Below are 13,941 nucleotides of genomic sequence, written 5' to 3'. Positions count from 1 at the left end.
TTTGGCGGGGCCGCAGCGGCGGAGTGAATATGTTCCCCTCCCCGTCAGGGGAGGGGTTAGAGGTAGGGCCGCTTCGGGGGCGCCGCCCGGTGTTGCAATCCAGACTTCCCCACCCCCGACCCCTCCCCTGAAGGGGGGGGGAGGAGAGATGCAAATGACCATTCACACCCCGATCTGTGACCTGCTTGGTGTCGAACATCCCGTGTTGCTTGCCGGCATGGGCGGCGTTTCCTATGCCGAGGTTTGCGCGGCCGTTTCGGCGGCGGGCGGCTTTGGCTCGCTTGGCATGGCCGGGCTGTCGCCGCGGTTCATTGCCGATCAGATGGCGCGGGTGAAAGACCTGACCGACAAGCCGTTCGGCGTCGATCTGCTCACGGCGCAGCCCGAAACGCTCACCGCCACGGTCGATGTGATCATCAAGGGGGGCGCCAAGGCGTTTATTGCCGGGCTGGGCGTGCCGGTGGCGATCATCACCGAACTGAAACAGGCTGGCATTGTGGTGATGTGCATGGCCGGCAACGTGAAGCACGCGGTGAAGGCCGCCGAAGCCGGCTGCGACGTGGTGATTGCCCACGGCACCGAAGCCGGCGGCCATACCGGCAGCGTTGCTTCGGTGGCGCTGTGGCCGCAGTGCGTGGACGCGGTCGATATACCGGTGGTGGCTGCTGGCGGGCTTTATGATGGGCGCGGGCTGGCGGCGGCGCTGGCGTTTGGCTGTGTCGGTGTGTGGATGGGCACCCGCTTCATCGCCAGTCACGAGGCGCACGCCGGGCAGGCTTATAAGGACGCCATCGTGAGCATGAGCGAAAGCGACACAGTGATCAGCAAGGTGTTCACCGGCAAAACGCTGCGCGCCATCGTCAACGACAGCAACCGCGATTTCGACAACCGCACCGCCAAGCCCTTCTTCGCGCAGGTGAGCGAATCGGTGCAGCTCAATCGGCTCGGGCCGATCGCGGGCGTGCTCGAGGTGATCCCCGAAACCCAGTGTCTGGCAGCCGGGCAAGGCGGCGGCGGCATTGCCGAAATCCTTCCCGCCGGCGAGATTGTGCGCCGCACCGTGGCCGAAGCCGAAAGCGCCATGGCCGGCATGCGGCGGTTCGGCTGATGCGCGCGCTGCTGATTGCGGCTGTGCTGGCCGCGCCGTTGCTGGCCGCGCCGTCGCTGGCCACAGATGGCCCCGTTTTCAAGGGTTTCGGCGCGCACACGCCGGTGGAGCACGACGTCACCATCCCCAAGGGCATGGTGCTGCGCCATGTCTATGACGTCACCGCTGCGACCCCCGGCAAACGCAATCCCGGTTTTGAAACGGCGGCGCGCTTTATCAACAGCCATGTGGCGAACGGCATGTCCGAGCGCGACGTGGCGGTGGCGGTTGTGGTGCACGGGCCGGCCATTGCCGAGCTGACCAAGCCCGACATTTATGCCGGCCGCAACACGGGCGCCGCCAACGCCAGCGAAGCCATGGTGAAGGAAATGCTCGCCAAGGGCGTGCGCTTTTTGGTGTGCGGGCAAGCCGCCAACGCCATGGGCGTGAAAAAGGCCGATCTGCTGCCCGGCGTCGAACTGGCCATTTCTGCCAGCAGCGCCCACGCCGTCCTGCAAGCTGAGGGCTACACGCTCAATCCGTTCTGAAAGGCTCACCATGGTGCGTGCTGCTGCTTTGTCGTTACTGTTGCTGGCAGCGCCAACGCTGGCGCAATCGCGGGAAGGCTTCATCGCCGGCCCGGTGTTGCCCGATGTGGGCCCGATCGCGCCGGTGCAATCCGATCTGCCCATCCCCACGGGCGCCCAATTCAAGATTGCCTTTGATCTGCACATCAAGGCCGATGCCGGTGGTCTCAGCCGCCAGATCGAAACCGCGGCGCGCACCCTCAACATGCACGTTGCCGCCGGTGTGCCGCAAAAGGATGTGCAGATCGTCCTGATCGCCCACGGGCCTGCCGCGATGGATCTGCTCAAGCCGGAAGCCTTTGCCGCGCGCAACGACGGCAAGACCAATGGCAGCCTTGCCGCCGTACAGAAGCTGCTGGGCCAGGGTGTCGAGATTTATCTCTGCGGGCAGACCGCCGCGAACCAGAAGATCAGCAAGGCCGATCTCATCCCCGGCGTGAAAATGGCGCTTTCGGCGATCACCGCGCACGCGCTTTATCAGCAGCGCGGTTACACGCTCAACCCGTTCTAATCCTTCAGGCTAGGCGCGCGGGCAGCGGCTTCGCCGGCATCGCCCGCTGGCCCCGGCACGCCTGAATCCACCCGGCCTGCTGCCGCCATGTGGATGGCTTTGCGGATGCGCGGATAGGTGCCGCAGCGGCACAGGTTGGTGATGGCGGCATTGATATCGTCGTCCGAAGGGTTGGGCTTGTCCTTCAGCAGCGCCGCCGCCGCCATGATCATGCCGGATTGGCAATAACCGCATTGCGGCACTTGCACGGCAATCCACGCCTGTTGCAGCGGGTGGTCGCGATTGTCGGACAGGCCTTCGATGGTGGTGACGAACGTGCCTTCCAGATCGGCGATGCTCACCTGGCAGCTGCGCGCTGCCTTGCCATCGACATGCACGGTGCAGGCCCCGCAAAGGCCGGCGCCGCAGCCATATTTGGTGCCGGTGAGGCCGGCCGCATCGCGCAACGCCCACAACAGGGGCGTATCGGGTTGCATCAGAAATTCGACAGGATTGCCGTTGACGGTGAACTTGGTCATTCCAGTCCCATAGACTCTCGGAGGCCGCGATGGAACTGAAGACCCTGGATTACAGCGTTGCCGATGGCATCGCCCGCATCACCTTGTGTCGGCCGACCGAGCTCAACACCATGAACGGCGATTTCTGGCCCGAAATGGTGCAGGTGTTCCGCGCCATCGAGCATGACGCGGCCGTGCGCTGCGTCATTATCGCTTCGACCGGCAAGCATTTTACCGCCGGGCTCGATCTCAAATGGGCTGGCGAGGGCATGCTGGCCTCGGGCGAAACAGTCGATCTGGGCCGCCAGCGCGAAGCGTCCCGCCGCCATATCAAGGAATTGCAGGAGAGTTTCAACGTCATCGACAATTGCCGGGTACCGGTGATCGCGGTGTGTCAGGGCGGCTGCATTGGCGGCGGCGTTGATCTGGTGACGGCATGTGACATGCGCATCGCCGCCGCAGACGCCTATTTCACCATTCAGGAAATCAATGTTGCCATCGTTGCCGATGTCGGCACCCTGCAGCGTATTCCGCACCTGTTGCCGCAGGGGTTGGTGCGAGAACTGGCCTATACCGGACGCAAGTTCCCGGCCGCCGAAGCGGCGCAGCATGGCTTTGTCAACAGGGTGGAAGACAGCCACGCCGATGCGCTGGCCGCCGCCGAGACGATGGCGCGTGAGATCTGCACCAAATCTCCGCTGGCCATTGCCGGCATCAAGCAGGTTCTGAACTATGGCCGCGACCACAGTGTGGCCGATGGCCTTGAATATGTTGCCGTCTGGAATGCCGCGATGATGCAGGGCGACGACATGCGGGAAGCCGTCAAGGCGCAGATGACGCGCCAATCTGCTGCCTTTGCCAACCTGAAAGCCTGATGATCGGGCGGGGGTGCGGCCCCATTGTCGCTTGCCTGCCGCGTTGCAGCGCGGCATAGGAACCACGTGTTTTGGCGGCCAAGTCCGCCCGTTTGAGGCCAGGGGCAATATGCGCCGTTTATTTTCGATGATATTCTCTGCTGGGGCGCTGGGCGCCCCAGCAATCACGTCTGCGCAGGAAGCCGTGGCGGCAGCGCCAGTGGCGCCGGTCGTCACCACCGCCGTACCGGCCGCCGTGCCAGCGTTGATGGCGCCAACGCCCGGCATCGGCCAGCCTAGCGGCGGCTGGAATTTGCAACAGCCGATGACCGATTATGCCGTCGAGGCCAACAACATGGTCTACAACGTGCTCAACCCGGTCATGTTTGGTGTTGCCGTTTTTGTGTTGATCCTGCTGGCGTGGACGATGTTTCGCTACCGCGCTGCCGCCAATCCGGTGCCGTCGAAGAACAGTCACAACACCACGATCGAAGTGATCTGGACCGTGGTGCCGGCGCTGATCCTGGTGGTCATCGCCTTCCCCAGTTTCCGCCTGCTGGCCAATCAGTACGATCCGCCCAAGGCCGACATCACCATCAAGGCCACCGGCCATCAGTGGTACTGGGAATATGAATATCCTGATCAGGGCGGCTTCACTTTTGATTCGGTGATGCTCACCAATGAGGAAGCCGCCCAGCGCGGCACGCCCAAGCTGCTCGATGTCGACAATCGACTGGTGGTCCCGGTTGGAGCGACGGTGAAGGTGCTCACCACCTCGGCGGATGTGATCCACAGCTTTGCAATGCCGGCATTCTACATGAAAATGGATGCCGTGCCGGGCCGCATCAACGAGACCTGGTTCAAGACCGATCGTCCGGGCGTGTATTTTGGCCAGTGCAGCGAACTGTGCGGCACCAAGCATGGTTACATGCCGATCGCCATCGAAGTGCTGCCACGCGCGCAGTACGACGCGTGGATTGCCGCCAAGCAAAAGGAAAATGGTATCGAGCCGAAGCAGGCCGCTGACGCCCCGGTTGATGCCGCTGTACCTGCCGCCGCTCCCGCCCCAATTCCCGTCGCCGATGCTGCTGCCGCCGATGCGGCCGCGCCGGCCGTCCAGTAAGTCTCGAGAAGAGGATCCATATCATGGCTCACGCCGCAACCGCCGGTGCTCATGACGACGCTCATGAACACAAGCTCGGCTTCGTCCAGCGCTGGCTCTTTTCGACCAACCACAAGGATATCGGCACGCTCTACCTGATCTTCGCGATCATCGCCGGCACCATCGGCGGCGCGATTTCGGGCATCATGCGTCTCGAACTGGCTGAGCCCGGCATTCAGTGGCTCACTTTCATGACCCAGGGCAATGTCGACAAAGCCGGGCATCTGTGGAACGTGTTCATCACCGCCCACGGCCTGATCATGGTGTTCTTCACCGTCATGCCCGCCATGATCGGCGGTTTTGGCAACTGGTTCGTGCCGATCATGATCGGCGCGCCCGATATGGCCTTCCCGCGCATGAACAACGTGTCGTTCTGGCTGCTGGTGCCGTCGTTCCTGCTGCTGTGCGGCTCGATGTTTGTCGAAGGCCCGGCGGGCGCCAATGGCGCTGGTACCGGCTGGACGATGTATCCGCCACTTTCCACTGCCGGCCATCCCGGCCCGGCTGTGGACATGGCGATCCTGTCGCTGCACATCGCTGGTGCCAGCTCGATTCTGGGCGCGATCAACTTCATCACTACCATCCTCAACATGCGCGCACCGGGGATGACCCTGCACAAGATGCCGCTGTTCGTGTGGTCGGTGCTGGTTACCGCCTTCCTGCTGCTGCTGTCGCTGCCGGTCCTGGCCGGCGCCATCACCATGCTGCTGACCGATCGCAACTTCGGTACGCACTTCTTCTCGGCTGATGGCGGCGGTGATCCGGTGCTGTATCAGCACCTGTTCTGGTTCTTCGGCCACCCCGAAGTCTATATCCTCATTCTGCCTGGCTTCGGCATCGTCAGCCAGGTCATCTCCACCTTCAGCAAGAAGCCGGTGTTCGGTTATCTCGGCATGGCCTATGCCATGGTTTCCATCGGCTTGATCGGCTTCATCGTGTGGGCGCACCACATGTTCACCGCTGGCCTTGATGTGAATACCAAGATGTATTTCACCGCCGCTACGATGATCATCGCGGTCCCCACGGGGATCAAGATATTCAGCTGGATCGCCACCATGTGGCAAGGTTCACTGCGGTTCGACACCCCGATGCTGTGGGCGATCGGTTTCATCTTCATGTTCACCGTTGGCGGCGTTACCGGCGTGTTGCTGTCCAACGCCGGCGTTGACACCTATTTCCACGACACTTATTATGTCGTCGCGCACTTCCACTACGTGCTGTCGTTGGGCGCCGTCTTCGCGATCTTCGCCGCCTGGTATTACTGGTTCGGCAAGATGTTCGGCAAACCGTACAACGAACTGCTCGGCAAGCTGCACTTCTGGGTGTTCTTCATCGGCGTGAACGTGTTGTTCTTCCCGATGCACTTCCTGGGTATGGACGGCATGCCGCGCCGTATCCCGGATTATCCGGATGCCTTTGCCTACTGGAACCAGATCGCTTCCTACGGCTATGCCATCATGGGCGTGGGCATGTTGTTCTTCTTCCTCAATCTGCTGCTGTCGTTCTTTTCCAGCCGCAAGGTGGAAGACAATTATTGGGGCGAAGGCGCCACCACGCTGGAATGGACCTTGTCCAGTCCGCCGCCGTTCCACCAGTTCGAAACCCTGCCGGTCATCAAGTGATGACCGGCGCCCCCGCCACAATGCCGGTCATCAAATGACCCGCTAAAGAAGGGGCGGGGCCAGTGGCTCTGCCCCCTTCAGGCCAGATGTGATGAACAACAGCGTTACTGCCGAGCCGGCGCAGGTCCCTTCAGCCCTGCTGGCCGATTGGCGCGATTATTTTGCACTGCTCAAGCCGCGGGTGATGACTCTGGTCATCTTCACTGCAGCCTGTGCCATGGTGGCCGCCCCGGGCAGCCTGCACCCGTTCCTGGCCTTTACCGGTATCCTGTGCATTGCCGTTGCCGCCGGCGCCGCAGGCGCGCTCAACCAATGGTATGAAGCCGACATCGACGCGGTGATGAAGCGCACCGCCAAGCGTCCGCTGCCGGCAGGCAAGCTGGAAAAGCCCGAGGCGCTGGCGTTCGGTGTCATCCTCGGTACTGGCGCGGTCGCTGTGATGGGGCTTGCGCTCAATTGGGTGGCGGCCGGATGGCTGGCGGTCTCGATTTTGTTTTATGTCGTCGTCTACACCGTCTGGCTGAAACGGCGCACCCCGCAGAACATCGTTATCGGCGGCGCCGCCGGCGCCTTTCCCGTGATTTGCGGTTGGGCCGCCGTGTCTGGTGACACGCCACTGATGGCGTGGATCCTGTTCAGCATCATCTTTCTGTGGACGCCGCCGCACTTCTGGGCGCTGGCGCTGTTCATGGAGGCCGATTACGCCAAGGCCGGTGTGCCGATGCTCCCTGTCACCCACGGGTTGACCGAAACCCGCCGCCAGATCCTCGGCTATTCGGCCGTGCTCGTGCCTGTCACAGTCACGCCGACACTGCTTGGATTTACCGATTGGGTCTATGGCGGCACCGCCATCACGCTGGGGGCCATCTTCTTGGGCTTGGCATGGAACGTTTATCGCAACACCGCCGCTACGCCGGACGGCATGGGCCCGGAGAAGAAGCTGTTCAAATTCAGCCTGCTCTATTTGGCCTGCCTGTTCGGCGCGTTGGTCGCCGATCTTTTGTTGCTGCCATGAGCATCGACCCCGCCAACTGGAGCGCTGACGAGCGCGCCGCTTTCCTTGCCCGCCGCGAATCCCGCAACCGGGCATTGGGAATCCTGCTGGTCGCGATGGTAGCGCTGTTTTTCGGCATCACCGTGGTGCGGATGAATGGCCAACCCCTTCCCGAACCCGCCGCCGTGCCCGAAGCACCGCGCCCGCCGGCCGCAGCCGAGGTTGCAAAATGATTGCCGACTCCGCCAGAAATGCGACGGCCAGGGCCAACCGCCGGGTTGGTTTGCTTGCCGGGCTTGTTGCGGTGAGCATGATCGGTGTGGCCTATGCTGCGGTGCCGCTCTATCGCTTGTTCTGCCAAGTCACCGGCTTTGGCGGCACGACCCAAACGGCTGTGGCCGCACCGACGGCTGACCAGCTGGTCGCTGTCGCCGGCCGTACTATCAAGGTGCGCTTCGATTCCAACATTGCACCGGGGCTGCCGTGGCGTTTCCGGCCCAAGGTCAACGAAGTGAGCATCCCGATCGGCGAGAAGCGGCTGGGCTTCTACACTGCTAGCAACACCGGCAGCACCGCCATCACGGGGCGCGCGGTCTATAATGTTTCGCCCGACGTGGCGGGCCGATATTTCATCAAGATCGATTGTTTTTGCTTCACGGAACAGACGCTGAAAGCCGGCGAAACCGTGGACATGCCGGTTTCCTATTATATCGATCCGGCCATCATGGATGATCCTGTGGCGCGCAAGATCGACGAAATCACGCTCAGTTACACCTTCTATCCGGTGGACAAGCCTGCAGCTGCAGTCGCGGCTCTGGACAAGCCATCGCCGGTCAGGGTAAGCGCTGCGGCAATTCGTAATAGCTTGAAGGACAGGGGCTAAAGCCATGGCTGGCAGCAAGACCCACGACTACCACATTCTCAATCCGTCATCGCGGCCGCTGCTGATGTCGGCGGCGGTGCTGATCCTCGCCGCCGGCGCGATCGGCTGGATGCACAAAACCGGTTGGGGCATGCCCGCATTCATCGCCGGCTTTGCCGCGGTGTGCGCGATGTTCTTCCTGTGGTGGAGGGATGTCGTTCGCGAAGCCAACACCGGTGATCACACGCCGGTCGTGCAGCTGCACCATCGTTACGGCATGATCCTGTTCATCGCTTCGGAAGTGATGTTTTTTGTCGCGTGGTTCTGGGCCTATTTCAACGCAGCGCTTTATCCTTCGATGCACGAAGGCATAGCCGGCGTGTGGCCGCCCAAGGGCATCGAACTGTTGGATCCGTTTGTTTTCCCGCTGCTCAACACGCTGATCCTGCTGCTGTCGGGCACCACTGTCACCTGGGCGCATCACGCGCTGATCCATGACGATCGCAAGGGCCTGAAGCAGGGCCTGTGGGTGACCATCGGGCTCGGCCTGATCTTCACCTGCGTACAGGCGTATGAATATTATCACGCTGAATATGGCATGGCCGACAGCATTTATGGTGCCGCGTTCTACATGGCGACCGGCTTCCACGGCTTTCACGTTATCGTTGGCACCATCTTCCTGATGGTCTGCCTGGCCCGCACCTACAAGGGTGACTTCACCGCCCGCCAGCATTTCGGTTTCGAAGCAGCGGCGTGGTATTGGCACTTCGTCGACGTGGTGTGGCTGTTCCTGTTCATCGCCATCTATGTGTGGGGCTCGAACTTCGGCGCGGGCGTGGCGCCCAGCTCGCTTGGCTGACGCACCAACACAAGCGCCAACACTGGTGCAGGTTGCACTTCGGGGCTGCTGTCCACGCTGTGGCGGCGGCCCCTTGTATGTTGGCCTGATCAAGCTGGCGCCGCGCTGCAGCGCCTGCGGCCTTGATTATGGCCGTTTCAATGTGGGGGACGGCGCCGCCCCGTTCCTGATCTTCATCGTTGCCACCGTGATCATCATCGCCAGCCAAGTGACCGAGGCAAAGCTGGCACCGCCGTGGTGGGTGCACGTGCTGCTGTGGGGGCCGCTTACGCTGGGCCTGTCGCTTGGCCTGATGCGCCTGTCAAAGGGCCTGCTGGCGGCACTGGCGTTTCGTTACAATGCCGGTGAAGGCAAACCGTGATTCGCCGAATTCCGTTCATTCCGACTGTCATTACCGCCGCAGGCATCCTGATCCTGTGCGCCTTGGGCCGCTGGCAGCTCGAACGGCGCGAGTGGAAGCACGATCTGATTACCCGGCTCGCTGCCGCGCCAAACCTGCCGGCTGTCACGCCAGAGGAATTCCGCGCCGGGATGATGGGCGATGTCTCGCTGCAATATCGCCGCGCCAGCATCGATTGCCGCGCCGGCCCGAAGAAACCCTATGATCTGCGTCCCGGCAGTTCGGCGCGCGGCACTTCGGGTTTTTATGTCGTCGTGTCGTGCCGGCCCAACAATCGCCCGCCCGATATCGTTGCGGTGGCAGGCTGGACCAAGCGCGCCGATGCCAAGAACCTAACCCTCAATCTCGATCATCAGATGTCGGGTGTGCTGATTGAAAGCCCGTATGGCAAGCAGCCGAATCGGCCGCGCTACATGCTGATTCCCAATGAAGCGATTGCGCCGTTGGGACGCCCGGGCCAGCCGCGCGCCGCCGACCTGCCGGACAATCACCTTGCCTATGCCGGGCAATGGTTCGGCCTCGCTGGCGCACTGGCTGCAATTTATGGCCTGTGGCTGCGACGACGTCCGGTTGCACCAGCAGCCAAGCCCGAATAACGGGAAGCAGTCATGCGTTACGTGTCCACCAGGGGCCAGGCCCCCATCCTCGATTTCGAAGCCGCCACCCTGGCCGGCCTGGCGAGCGACGGCGGGCTGTATGTGCCCGAAAGCTGGCCGCGTTTCAGCGAGGCCGAGATCGCTGCCATGGCCGGGCTTTCCTATGCCGAAGTCGCGGTGCGTGTGTGCCAGCGCTTCACGGCCCGCAGCCTCGATGAAGAGGCGCTGCGCACGATCTTCACGGCCGCTTATGGCCGCTTTGCTCACGTCGCCGTGGCGCCGCTGAAGCAGCTGGATCACCGCCACTGGCTGCTCGAGCTGTTTCACGGACCGACCCTGGCTTTCAAGGACGTCGCCCTGCAGGCGTTGGGGCTGGTGTTCGAGCGGTTTCTGGCTGCATCGGGCCAGCACATTACCGTGATCGGCGCCACGTCGGGCGATACCGGATCTGCGGCCATCGACGCGCTCGCCGGGCGACCGGGTGTTGAGGTTTATATGCTTCACCCGCACGGCCGCGTGAGCGAAGTGCAGCGCCGGCAGATGACAACGGTGCTGGACGGGAATATCCACAATATCGCCATCGATGGCAATTTCGACGATGCGCAGGCCATCGTGAAGGCGATGTTCAACGATGCCGCGTTTGCGGCGCGCTTTCCGCTCGCCGCCGTCAACAGCATCAACTGGGCGCGGCTGATGTTCCAGATCGTTTATTATTTCACGTCTGCCCTGTCGCTTGGTGCGCCGCGCCGCGCCGTGTCGTACGCTGTGCCCACCGGCAATTTCGGCGACGTCTTCGCTGGCTATGTTGCCGCCCGGATGGGCTTGCCCATCGAAAGGCTGGTGGTTGCGACCAACTGCAACGATATCTTGCACCGGGCGCTGACCAGCGGCGATTACAGCGCCGGTACGGTTGCCCCCACCGACGCGCCGTCGATGGATATCATGGTCTCCTCCAATTTCGAGCGGTTGCTGTTTGACCTGTCGGGCCGTGACGGCGCCGCGCTGGCGGCCGCAATGGCGCAATTCGAAGCCACCAGGAAACTAACCCTGCCGGAAAGCTGGCGGGCGAAGGCTGCCGGCCTGTTCACCTCCGCCCGCGTTGAAGCCGACGAAATGGCCGACACCATGCGTTGGGCGCTGGCACACACCGGAGAATTGCTCGATCCGCATACTGCGATCGGATTGGCGGCGGCCCGCCGCGATTCGGGCACCGCGCCGATGGTGACGCTGGCCACCGCCCATCCCGCCAAGTTCCCGGCGGCTGTGCAGACGGCGTGCGGGGTGCATCCCGAATTGCCGGCGCGGCTTGCCGATCTGATGAGCCGCCCCGAACGTTATGACATTGCCCCGGCCAACCTTCAGTCCATCGAGGCTTATGTTGCCGAGCGAGCACGCTGCAGATGACCGAACCCCAGATCACCACCATCGCCAGCGGCCTGCGGGTTGCCAGCTGGGCGCTGCCCGGCCTTGAAACAGCTGCTGTGGCGCTCACCGCCGAAACCGGCTCGCGGTTCGAGCGAGCCGAACACAACGGCCTTGCTCATTTGTTCGAGCATATGGTGTTCAAGGGCACCCATCGCCGCTCCGCCCGCGCCATCGCCGAGGAGATGGAGGATGTTGGCGGGCAATTGAATGCCTGGACCAGCCGTGACACCACCGTGTTCCACGCCCGCCTGCTGGCACGTGATCTGGCGTTGGGTGTGGACCTGATTGCCGATCTGGTGACGGGCGCGCGTTTCGATGCGGACGACATCGTGCGCGAGAAAGAGGTCGTGCTGCAGGAGCTGGGGGAGGCCCGCGACACGCCGGACGACATCGTTTTCGATCATCTGCAAGAAGCCGCTTTCCCTGGTCAGGCGCTGGGCCGATCAATTCTGGGCGACGAAGCCAGTCTGGCCCGCATCAGCCGCGATGATCTGCTGGGGTGGCAGGCCGATCATTATGCGCCGCAGCGGCTCACATTGATCGCCGCCGGCAAGGTCGATCACGATGCGCTGTGCCGCATGGCCGAAGCGGCGTTTCCCGCAGCAGCAGGCACCAGCATGACGCAGCCGGCACAGGCCGTGCGCTTCCACCCTGGCCGCCACCACGATGCCCGCCGAATCGAGCAGGCGCAGCTCACTGCCGCCTGGGCCGCGCCCGGCCATCATGACCCGGCGCAGGATGCCGCGCTGCTTTATGCGCTGGCGGCGGGCGGTGGGATGTCGTCCCGGCTGTTCCAGCAGGTGCGCGAGGAACGCGGGCTGGCGTACACCGTCTCGGCCTCGCTCCAGCCCTATGTCGATGCCGGGCTGATGAGCGTCCACGCCGCCACCGATCCCAAGCAGGCCGCCGCCGCGCGCGATCTCATCATGACCGTACTGCATGAAACAGCGGCGAGCCTTGAACAGGCCGAATTGAACCGCGCCCGCGCCCAGGCCGTTGCTGGCTTGTTGATGGCGCTGGAGGGGCCGCAGGGCGCGGCCGATTACCTTGGCCGCAGCCTGACCGTGCATCGCCGTTTTGTGCCGCCCGCTGAACTTGTCGCGCGCATCGAAGCCGTCACTGTCGATGCCGCCCGCGGCGCTGGGGCAGCTATCCTCGCCCACGCCCCGGCCCGCGCCGAGATCGGCCGCCACAAAGCCGCCGCATGACCGGCCCCATGACAAGCCTCAAAACCCTCATCACCGAACCGTGGGCGGATTTCGGGCTGGTCGATTCAGGCCACGGCCGCAAACTCGAACGCTATGGCCGCTTCCGCTTTATCCGCCCCGAACCGCAGGCAATGTGGGCACCGGCCAGCCCCGATTGGAAAGCCGATGGCGAATTCATTGGCGGCAGTGATGAAGATGGTGGCGGTCGTTGGCAATTACAGCCGGCCGTTCCCGAACAGTGGGAAATGAAGCGGCCAACATCAAACGGCGACGTCAATTTCTGGGCCAGCAACACCCCGTTCCGCCATCTTGGTTTCTTTCCCGACATGTGCGCCCAGTGGGATTGGCTGTCGGGCCATATCCGCCCGGGCGATCGGGTGATGAACATGTTCGGCTACACCGGGGTGGGCAGCCTGGTCGCGGCGCGCGCCGGAGCGCAGGTGACGCATGTGGACGCCAGCAAGAAAAGCGTTGCCGCCGCCCGCGAAAATGCCGCGCTGTCGGGGTTGGGCGATGCGCCAGTGCGCTGGATGATCGATGATGCGCTGAAATTCCTGCGCCGCGAGGTGCGGCGCGGCGCCAAATATCACGGCCTGATTTTCGATCCGCCCAAATATGGCCGCGGCCCGGAGGGCGAAGTGTGGCAGCTGGAGCGTGATTTGCCCGAACTGGTCGATCTTGCCCGGCAATTGCTGGCCGACGATGCGCGCTTTTTCGTGCTCACCGTTTATGCCATCCGCATGTCGGCGCTCGCCCTGCATCCGCTGCTGGATCAAGCGCTGGGCGGGCGCGGCGGTTTGATCGACGCCGGAGACATGGCGATTCGCGAGGAAGCGCGCGGGCTGTTGCTGCCCACCGCCATCTTCGCGCGCTGGTCAGCTCTGTAGGGCCGCCTGCCATCCCAGCGCCCCCACCGCGCCGGCGGTGAGGATGAAGCGCAGACTGCCATACCAGCCCGGCAAGCTGCGCGCCTGCCAGTCCCATATGAAGTGGACACACAGCGCGGCGGCCAGCGTCAGCAGTTGCTCGGATCGGTATTTGGCCGGTGCCAGCAGCACGATCCAGCCGATGATGCTGGGCAGCATGGTCAGGCCGATCAAGCCGGGGGCGGGCGGCGATGCCTGCACGGCGGCGCCCCAACGCGCACCGCCCAGGAACGACAGGATGACCGCTGCCCACCACAGCAGCGCCTCGGTGAATTGCCAGCGGAAATCGGGGAAGGCCAGCGTGGCCAGCGGCGGCGCCACGAACGGAATCAGCCCGGCGAGGCCATAGAA

Annotated in this window: 17 protein-coding genes; 15 read left to right on the top strand and 2 right to left on the bottom strand. The window is 63.4% G+C overall.

All coding sequences use genetic code 11. The features are described 5' to 3' along the window. The first annotated feature begins 154 nt into the window (after positions 1 to 154). Genes ACESL8_RS10250 through ACESL8_RS10240 form a run of 3 tightly spaced genes read left to right on the top strand, consistent with a single transcriptional unit; the run spans position 155 to position 2,185 of the window. Positions 155 to 1,108, top strand: coding sequence for an NAD(P)H-dependent flavin oxidoreductase (locus tag ACESL8_RS10250; protein WP_372918473.1), 954 nt, complete (start codon positions 155 to 157; stop codon positions 1,106 to 1,108). Beyond that, positions 1,108 to 1,635 carry a DsrE family protein gene (locus ACESL8_RS10245; protein ID WP_372918471.1) on the top strand — a complete coding sequence of 176 codons (528 nt, stop codon included), beginning with the start codon at positions 1,108 to 1,110 and terminating at the stop codon, positions 1,633 to 1,635. Before ACESL8_RS10250 ends, ACESL8_RS10245 begins: the two co-directional genes overlap by 1 nt. A gap of 10 nt (positions 1,636 to 1,645) precedes the next feature. Then, the gene (locus ACESL8_RS10240) at positions 1,646 to 2,185 is read left to right on the top strand and encodes a DsrE family protein (RefSeq protein WP_372918469.1); all 540 of its coding nucleotides are present in this window, start codon (positions 1,646 to 1,648) and stop codon (positions 2,183 to 2,185) included. Here ACESL8_RS10240 and ACESL8_RS10235 read toward each other — a convergent pair. Continuing rightward, the gene (locus ACESL8_RS10235; protein WP_372918467.1) at positions 2,182 to 2,703 is read right to left on the bottom strand and encodes a (2Fe-2S)-binding protein; all 522 of its coding nucleotides are present in this window, start codon (positions 2,701 to 2,703) and stop codon (positions 2,182 to 2,184) included. The genes ACESL8_RS10240 and ACESL8_RS10235 overlap by 4 nt on opposite strands. A gap of 29 nt (positions 2,704 to 2,732) precedes the next feature. Between ACESL8_RS10235 and ACESL8_RS10230 the strand changes: the two genes are divergently transcribed. The 12 genes from ACESL8_RS10230 to ACESL8_RS10175 all read left to right on the top strand — a co-directional run bounded on the left by ACESL8_RS10230 (position 2,733) and on the right by ACESL8_RS10175 (position 13,551). Continuing rightward, positions 2,733 to 3,557, top strand: a complete 825-nt coding sequence (locus ACESL8_RS10230) for a crotonase/enoyl-CoA hydratase family protein (RefSeq protein ID WP_372918465.1) — start codon at positions 2,733 to 2,735, stop codon at positions 3,555 to 3,557. Between the two features lie 127 nt (positions 3,558 to 3,684). Continuing rightward, the gene (gene coxB / locus ACESL8_RS10225) at positions 3,685 to 4,659 is read left to right on the top strand and encodes a cytochrome c oxidase subunit II (RefSeq protein WP_372918463.1); all 975 of its coding nucleotides are present in this window, start codon (positions 3,685 to 3,687) and stop codon (positions 4,657 to 4,659) included. A 23-nt stretch (positions 4,660 to 4,682) separates the two neighbouring features. After that, positions 4,683 to 6,320 (top strand): cytochrome c oxidase subunit I, encoded by a 1,638-nt coding sequence (ctaD, locus tag ACESL8_RS10220; RefSeq protein WP_372918461.1) that lies wholly within the window; start codon positions 4,683 to 4,685, stop codon positions 6,318 to 6,320. A gap of 91 nt (positions 6,321 to 6,411) precedes the next feature. Next, on the top strand, positions 6,412 to 7,335 hold the full coding sequence (locus ACESL8_RS10215) for a heme o synthase (RefSeq protein ID WP_372918459.1): 924 nt from the start codon (positions 6,412 to 6,414) through the stop codon (positions 7,333 to 7,335). Beyond that, positions 7,332 to 7,547 carry a hypothetical protein gene (locus tag ACESL8_RS10210; RefSeq protein WP_372918457.1) on the top strand — a complete coding sequence of 72 codons (216 nt, stop codon included), beginning with the start codon at positions 7,332 to 7,334 and terminating at the stop codon, positions 7,545 to 7,547. Before ACESL8_RS10215 ends, ACESL8_RS10210 begins: the two co-directional genes overlap by 4 nt. Beyond that, complete coding sequence (locus ACESL8_RS10205; RefSeq protein WP_372918455.1) at positions 7,544 to 8,197, top strand: cytochrome c oxidase assembly protein; 654 nt, start codon at positions 7,544 to 7,546, stop codon at positions 8,195 to 8,197. Before ACESL8_RS10210 ends, ACESL8_RS10205 begins: the two co-directional genes overlap by 4 nt. A 4-nt stretch (positions 8,198 to 8,201) precedes the next feature. Further along, on the top strand, positions 8,202 to 9,035 hold the full coding sequence (locus tag ACESL8_RS10200; protein WP_372918453.1) for a cytochrome c oxidase subunit 3: 834 nt from the start codon (positions 8,202 to 8,204) through the stop codon (positions 9,033 to 9,035). Between the two features lie 73 nt (positions 9,036 to 9,108). Further along, positions 9,109 to 9,396, top strand: coding sequence for a DUF983 domain-containing protein (locus ACESL8_RS10195; RefSeq protein WP_372918451.1), 288 nt, complete (start codon positions 9,109 to 9,111; stop codon positions 9,394 to 9,396). Next, positions 9,393 to 10,031 carry an SURF1 family protein gene (locus tag ACESL8_RS10190; protein WP_372918449.1) on the top strand — a complete coding sequence of 213 codons (639 nt, stop codon included), beginning with the start codon at positions 9,393 to 9,395 and terminating at the stop codon, positions 10,029 to 10,031. Before ACESL8_RS10195 ends, ACESL8_RS10190 begins: the two co-directional genes overlap by 4 nt. Before the next feature lie 12 nt (positions 10,032 to 10,043). Then, complete coding sequence (gene thrC, locus ACESL8_RS10185) at positions 10,044 to 11,435, top strand: threonine synthase (protein ID WP_372918447.1); 1,392 nt, start codon at positions 10,044 to 10,046, stop codon at positions 11,433 to 11,435. Continuing rightward, positions 11,432 to 12,664 carry a M16 family metallopeptidase gene (locus ACESL8_RS10180; protein ID WP_372918445.1) on the top strand — a complete coding sequence of 411 codons (1,233 nt, stop codon included), beginning with the start codon at positions 11,432 to 11,434 and terminating at the stop codon, positions 12,662 to 12,664. Before thrC ends, ACESL8_RS10180 begins: the two co-directional genes overlap by 4 nt. A gap of 8 nt (positions 12,665 to 12,672) precedes the next feature. Beyond that, positions 12,673 to 13,551: a class I SAM-dependent methyltransferase gene (locus ACESL8_RS10175; protein WP_372918443.1), complete on the top strand. Its 879-nt coding sequence runs from the start codon at positions 12,673 to 12,675 to the stop codon at positions 13,549 to 13,551. Here the strand turns inward: ACESL8_RS10175 and ACESL8_RS10170 are convergent. Further along, positions 13,540 to 13,941 (bottom strand): DUF3429 domain-containing protein (locus ACESL8_RS10170; protein ID WP_372918441.1); only part of this gene is annotated, 402 nt, incomplete at its 5' end. The genes ACESL8_RS10175 and ACESL8_RS10170 overlap by 12 nt on opposite strands.

Origin of the sequence: Sandarakinorhabdus sp., assembly GCF_041689835.1 — a bacterium.
Lineage (GTDB): Bacteria > Pseudomonadota > Alphaproteobacteria > Sphingomonadales > Sphingomonadaceae > Sandarakinorhabdus.
The sequence above is the reverse complement of the archived record's forward strand: the minus strand, read 5'-3'. Positions and strand labels throughout refer to the sequence as shown.

Coding starts and splice junctions, on each gene's coding strand:
- ACESL8_RS10215 (WP_372918459.1), top strand. CDS start 6,412: ATGAACAACAGCGTTACTGCCGAGCCGGCGCAGGTCCCTTCAGCCCTG.
- ACESL8_RS10175 (WP_372918443.1), top strand. CDS start 12,673: ATGACAAGCCTCAAAACCCTCATCACCGAACCGTGGGCGGATTTCGGG.
- ACESL8_RS10180 (WP_372918445.1), top strand. CDS start 11,432: ATGACCGAACCCCAGATCACCACCATCGCCAGCGGCCTGCGGGTTGCC.
- ACESL8_RS10200 (WP_372918453.1), top strand. CDS start 8,202: ATGGCTGGCAGCAAGACCCACGACTACCACATTCTCAATCCGTCATCG.
- coxB (WP_372918463.1), top strand. CDS start 3,685: ATGATATTCTCTGCTGGGGCGCTGGGCGCCCCAGCAATCACGTCTGCG.
- ACESL8_RS10230 (WP_372918465.1), top strand. CDS start 2,733: ATGGAACTGAAGACCCTGGATTACAGCGTTGCCGATGGCATCGCCCGC.
- ACESL8_RS10240 (WP_372918469.1), top strand. CDS start 1,646: ATGGTGCGTGCTGCTGCTTTGTCGTTACTGTTGCTGGCAGCGCCAACG.
- thrC (WP_372918447.1), top strand. CDS start 10,044: ATGCGTTACGTGTCCACCAGGGGCCAGGCCCCCATCCTCGATTTCGAA.
- ACESL8_RS10250 (WP_372918473.1), top strand. CDS start 155: ATGACCATTCACACCCCGATCTGTGACCTGCTTGGTGTCGAACATCCC.
- ACESL8_RS10235 (WP_372918467.1), bottom strand. CDS start 2,703: ATGACCAAGTTCACCGTCAACGGCAATCCTGTCGAATTTCTGATGCAA.
- ACESL8_RS10205 (WP_372918455.1), top strand. CDS start 7,544: ATGATTGCCGACTCCGCCAGAAATGCGACGGCCAGGGCCAACCGCCGG.
- ACESL8_RS10245 (WP_372918471.1), top strand. CDS start 1,108: ATGCGCGCGCTGCTGATTGCGGCTGTGCTGGCCGCGCCGTTGCTGGCC.
- ACESL8_RS10210 (WP_372918457.1), top strand. CDS start 7,332: ATGAGCATCGACCCCGCCAACTGGAGCGCTGACGAGCGCGCCGCTTTC.
- ctaD (WP_372918461.1), top strand. CDS start 4,683: ATGGCTCACGCCGCAACCGCCGGTGCTCATGACGACGCTCATGAACAC.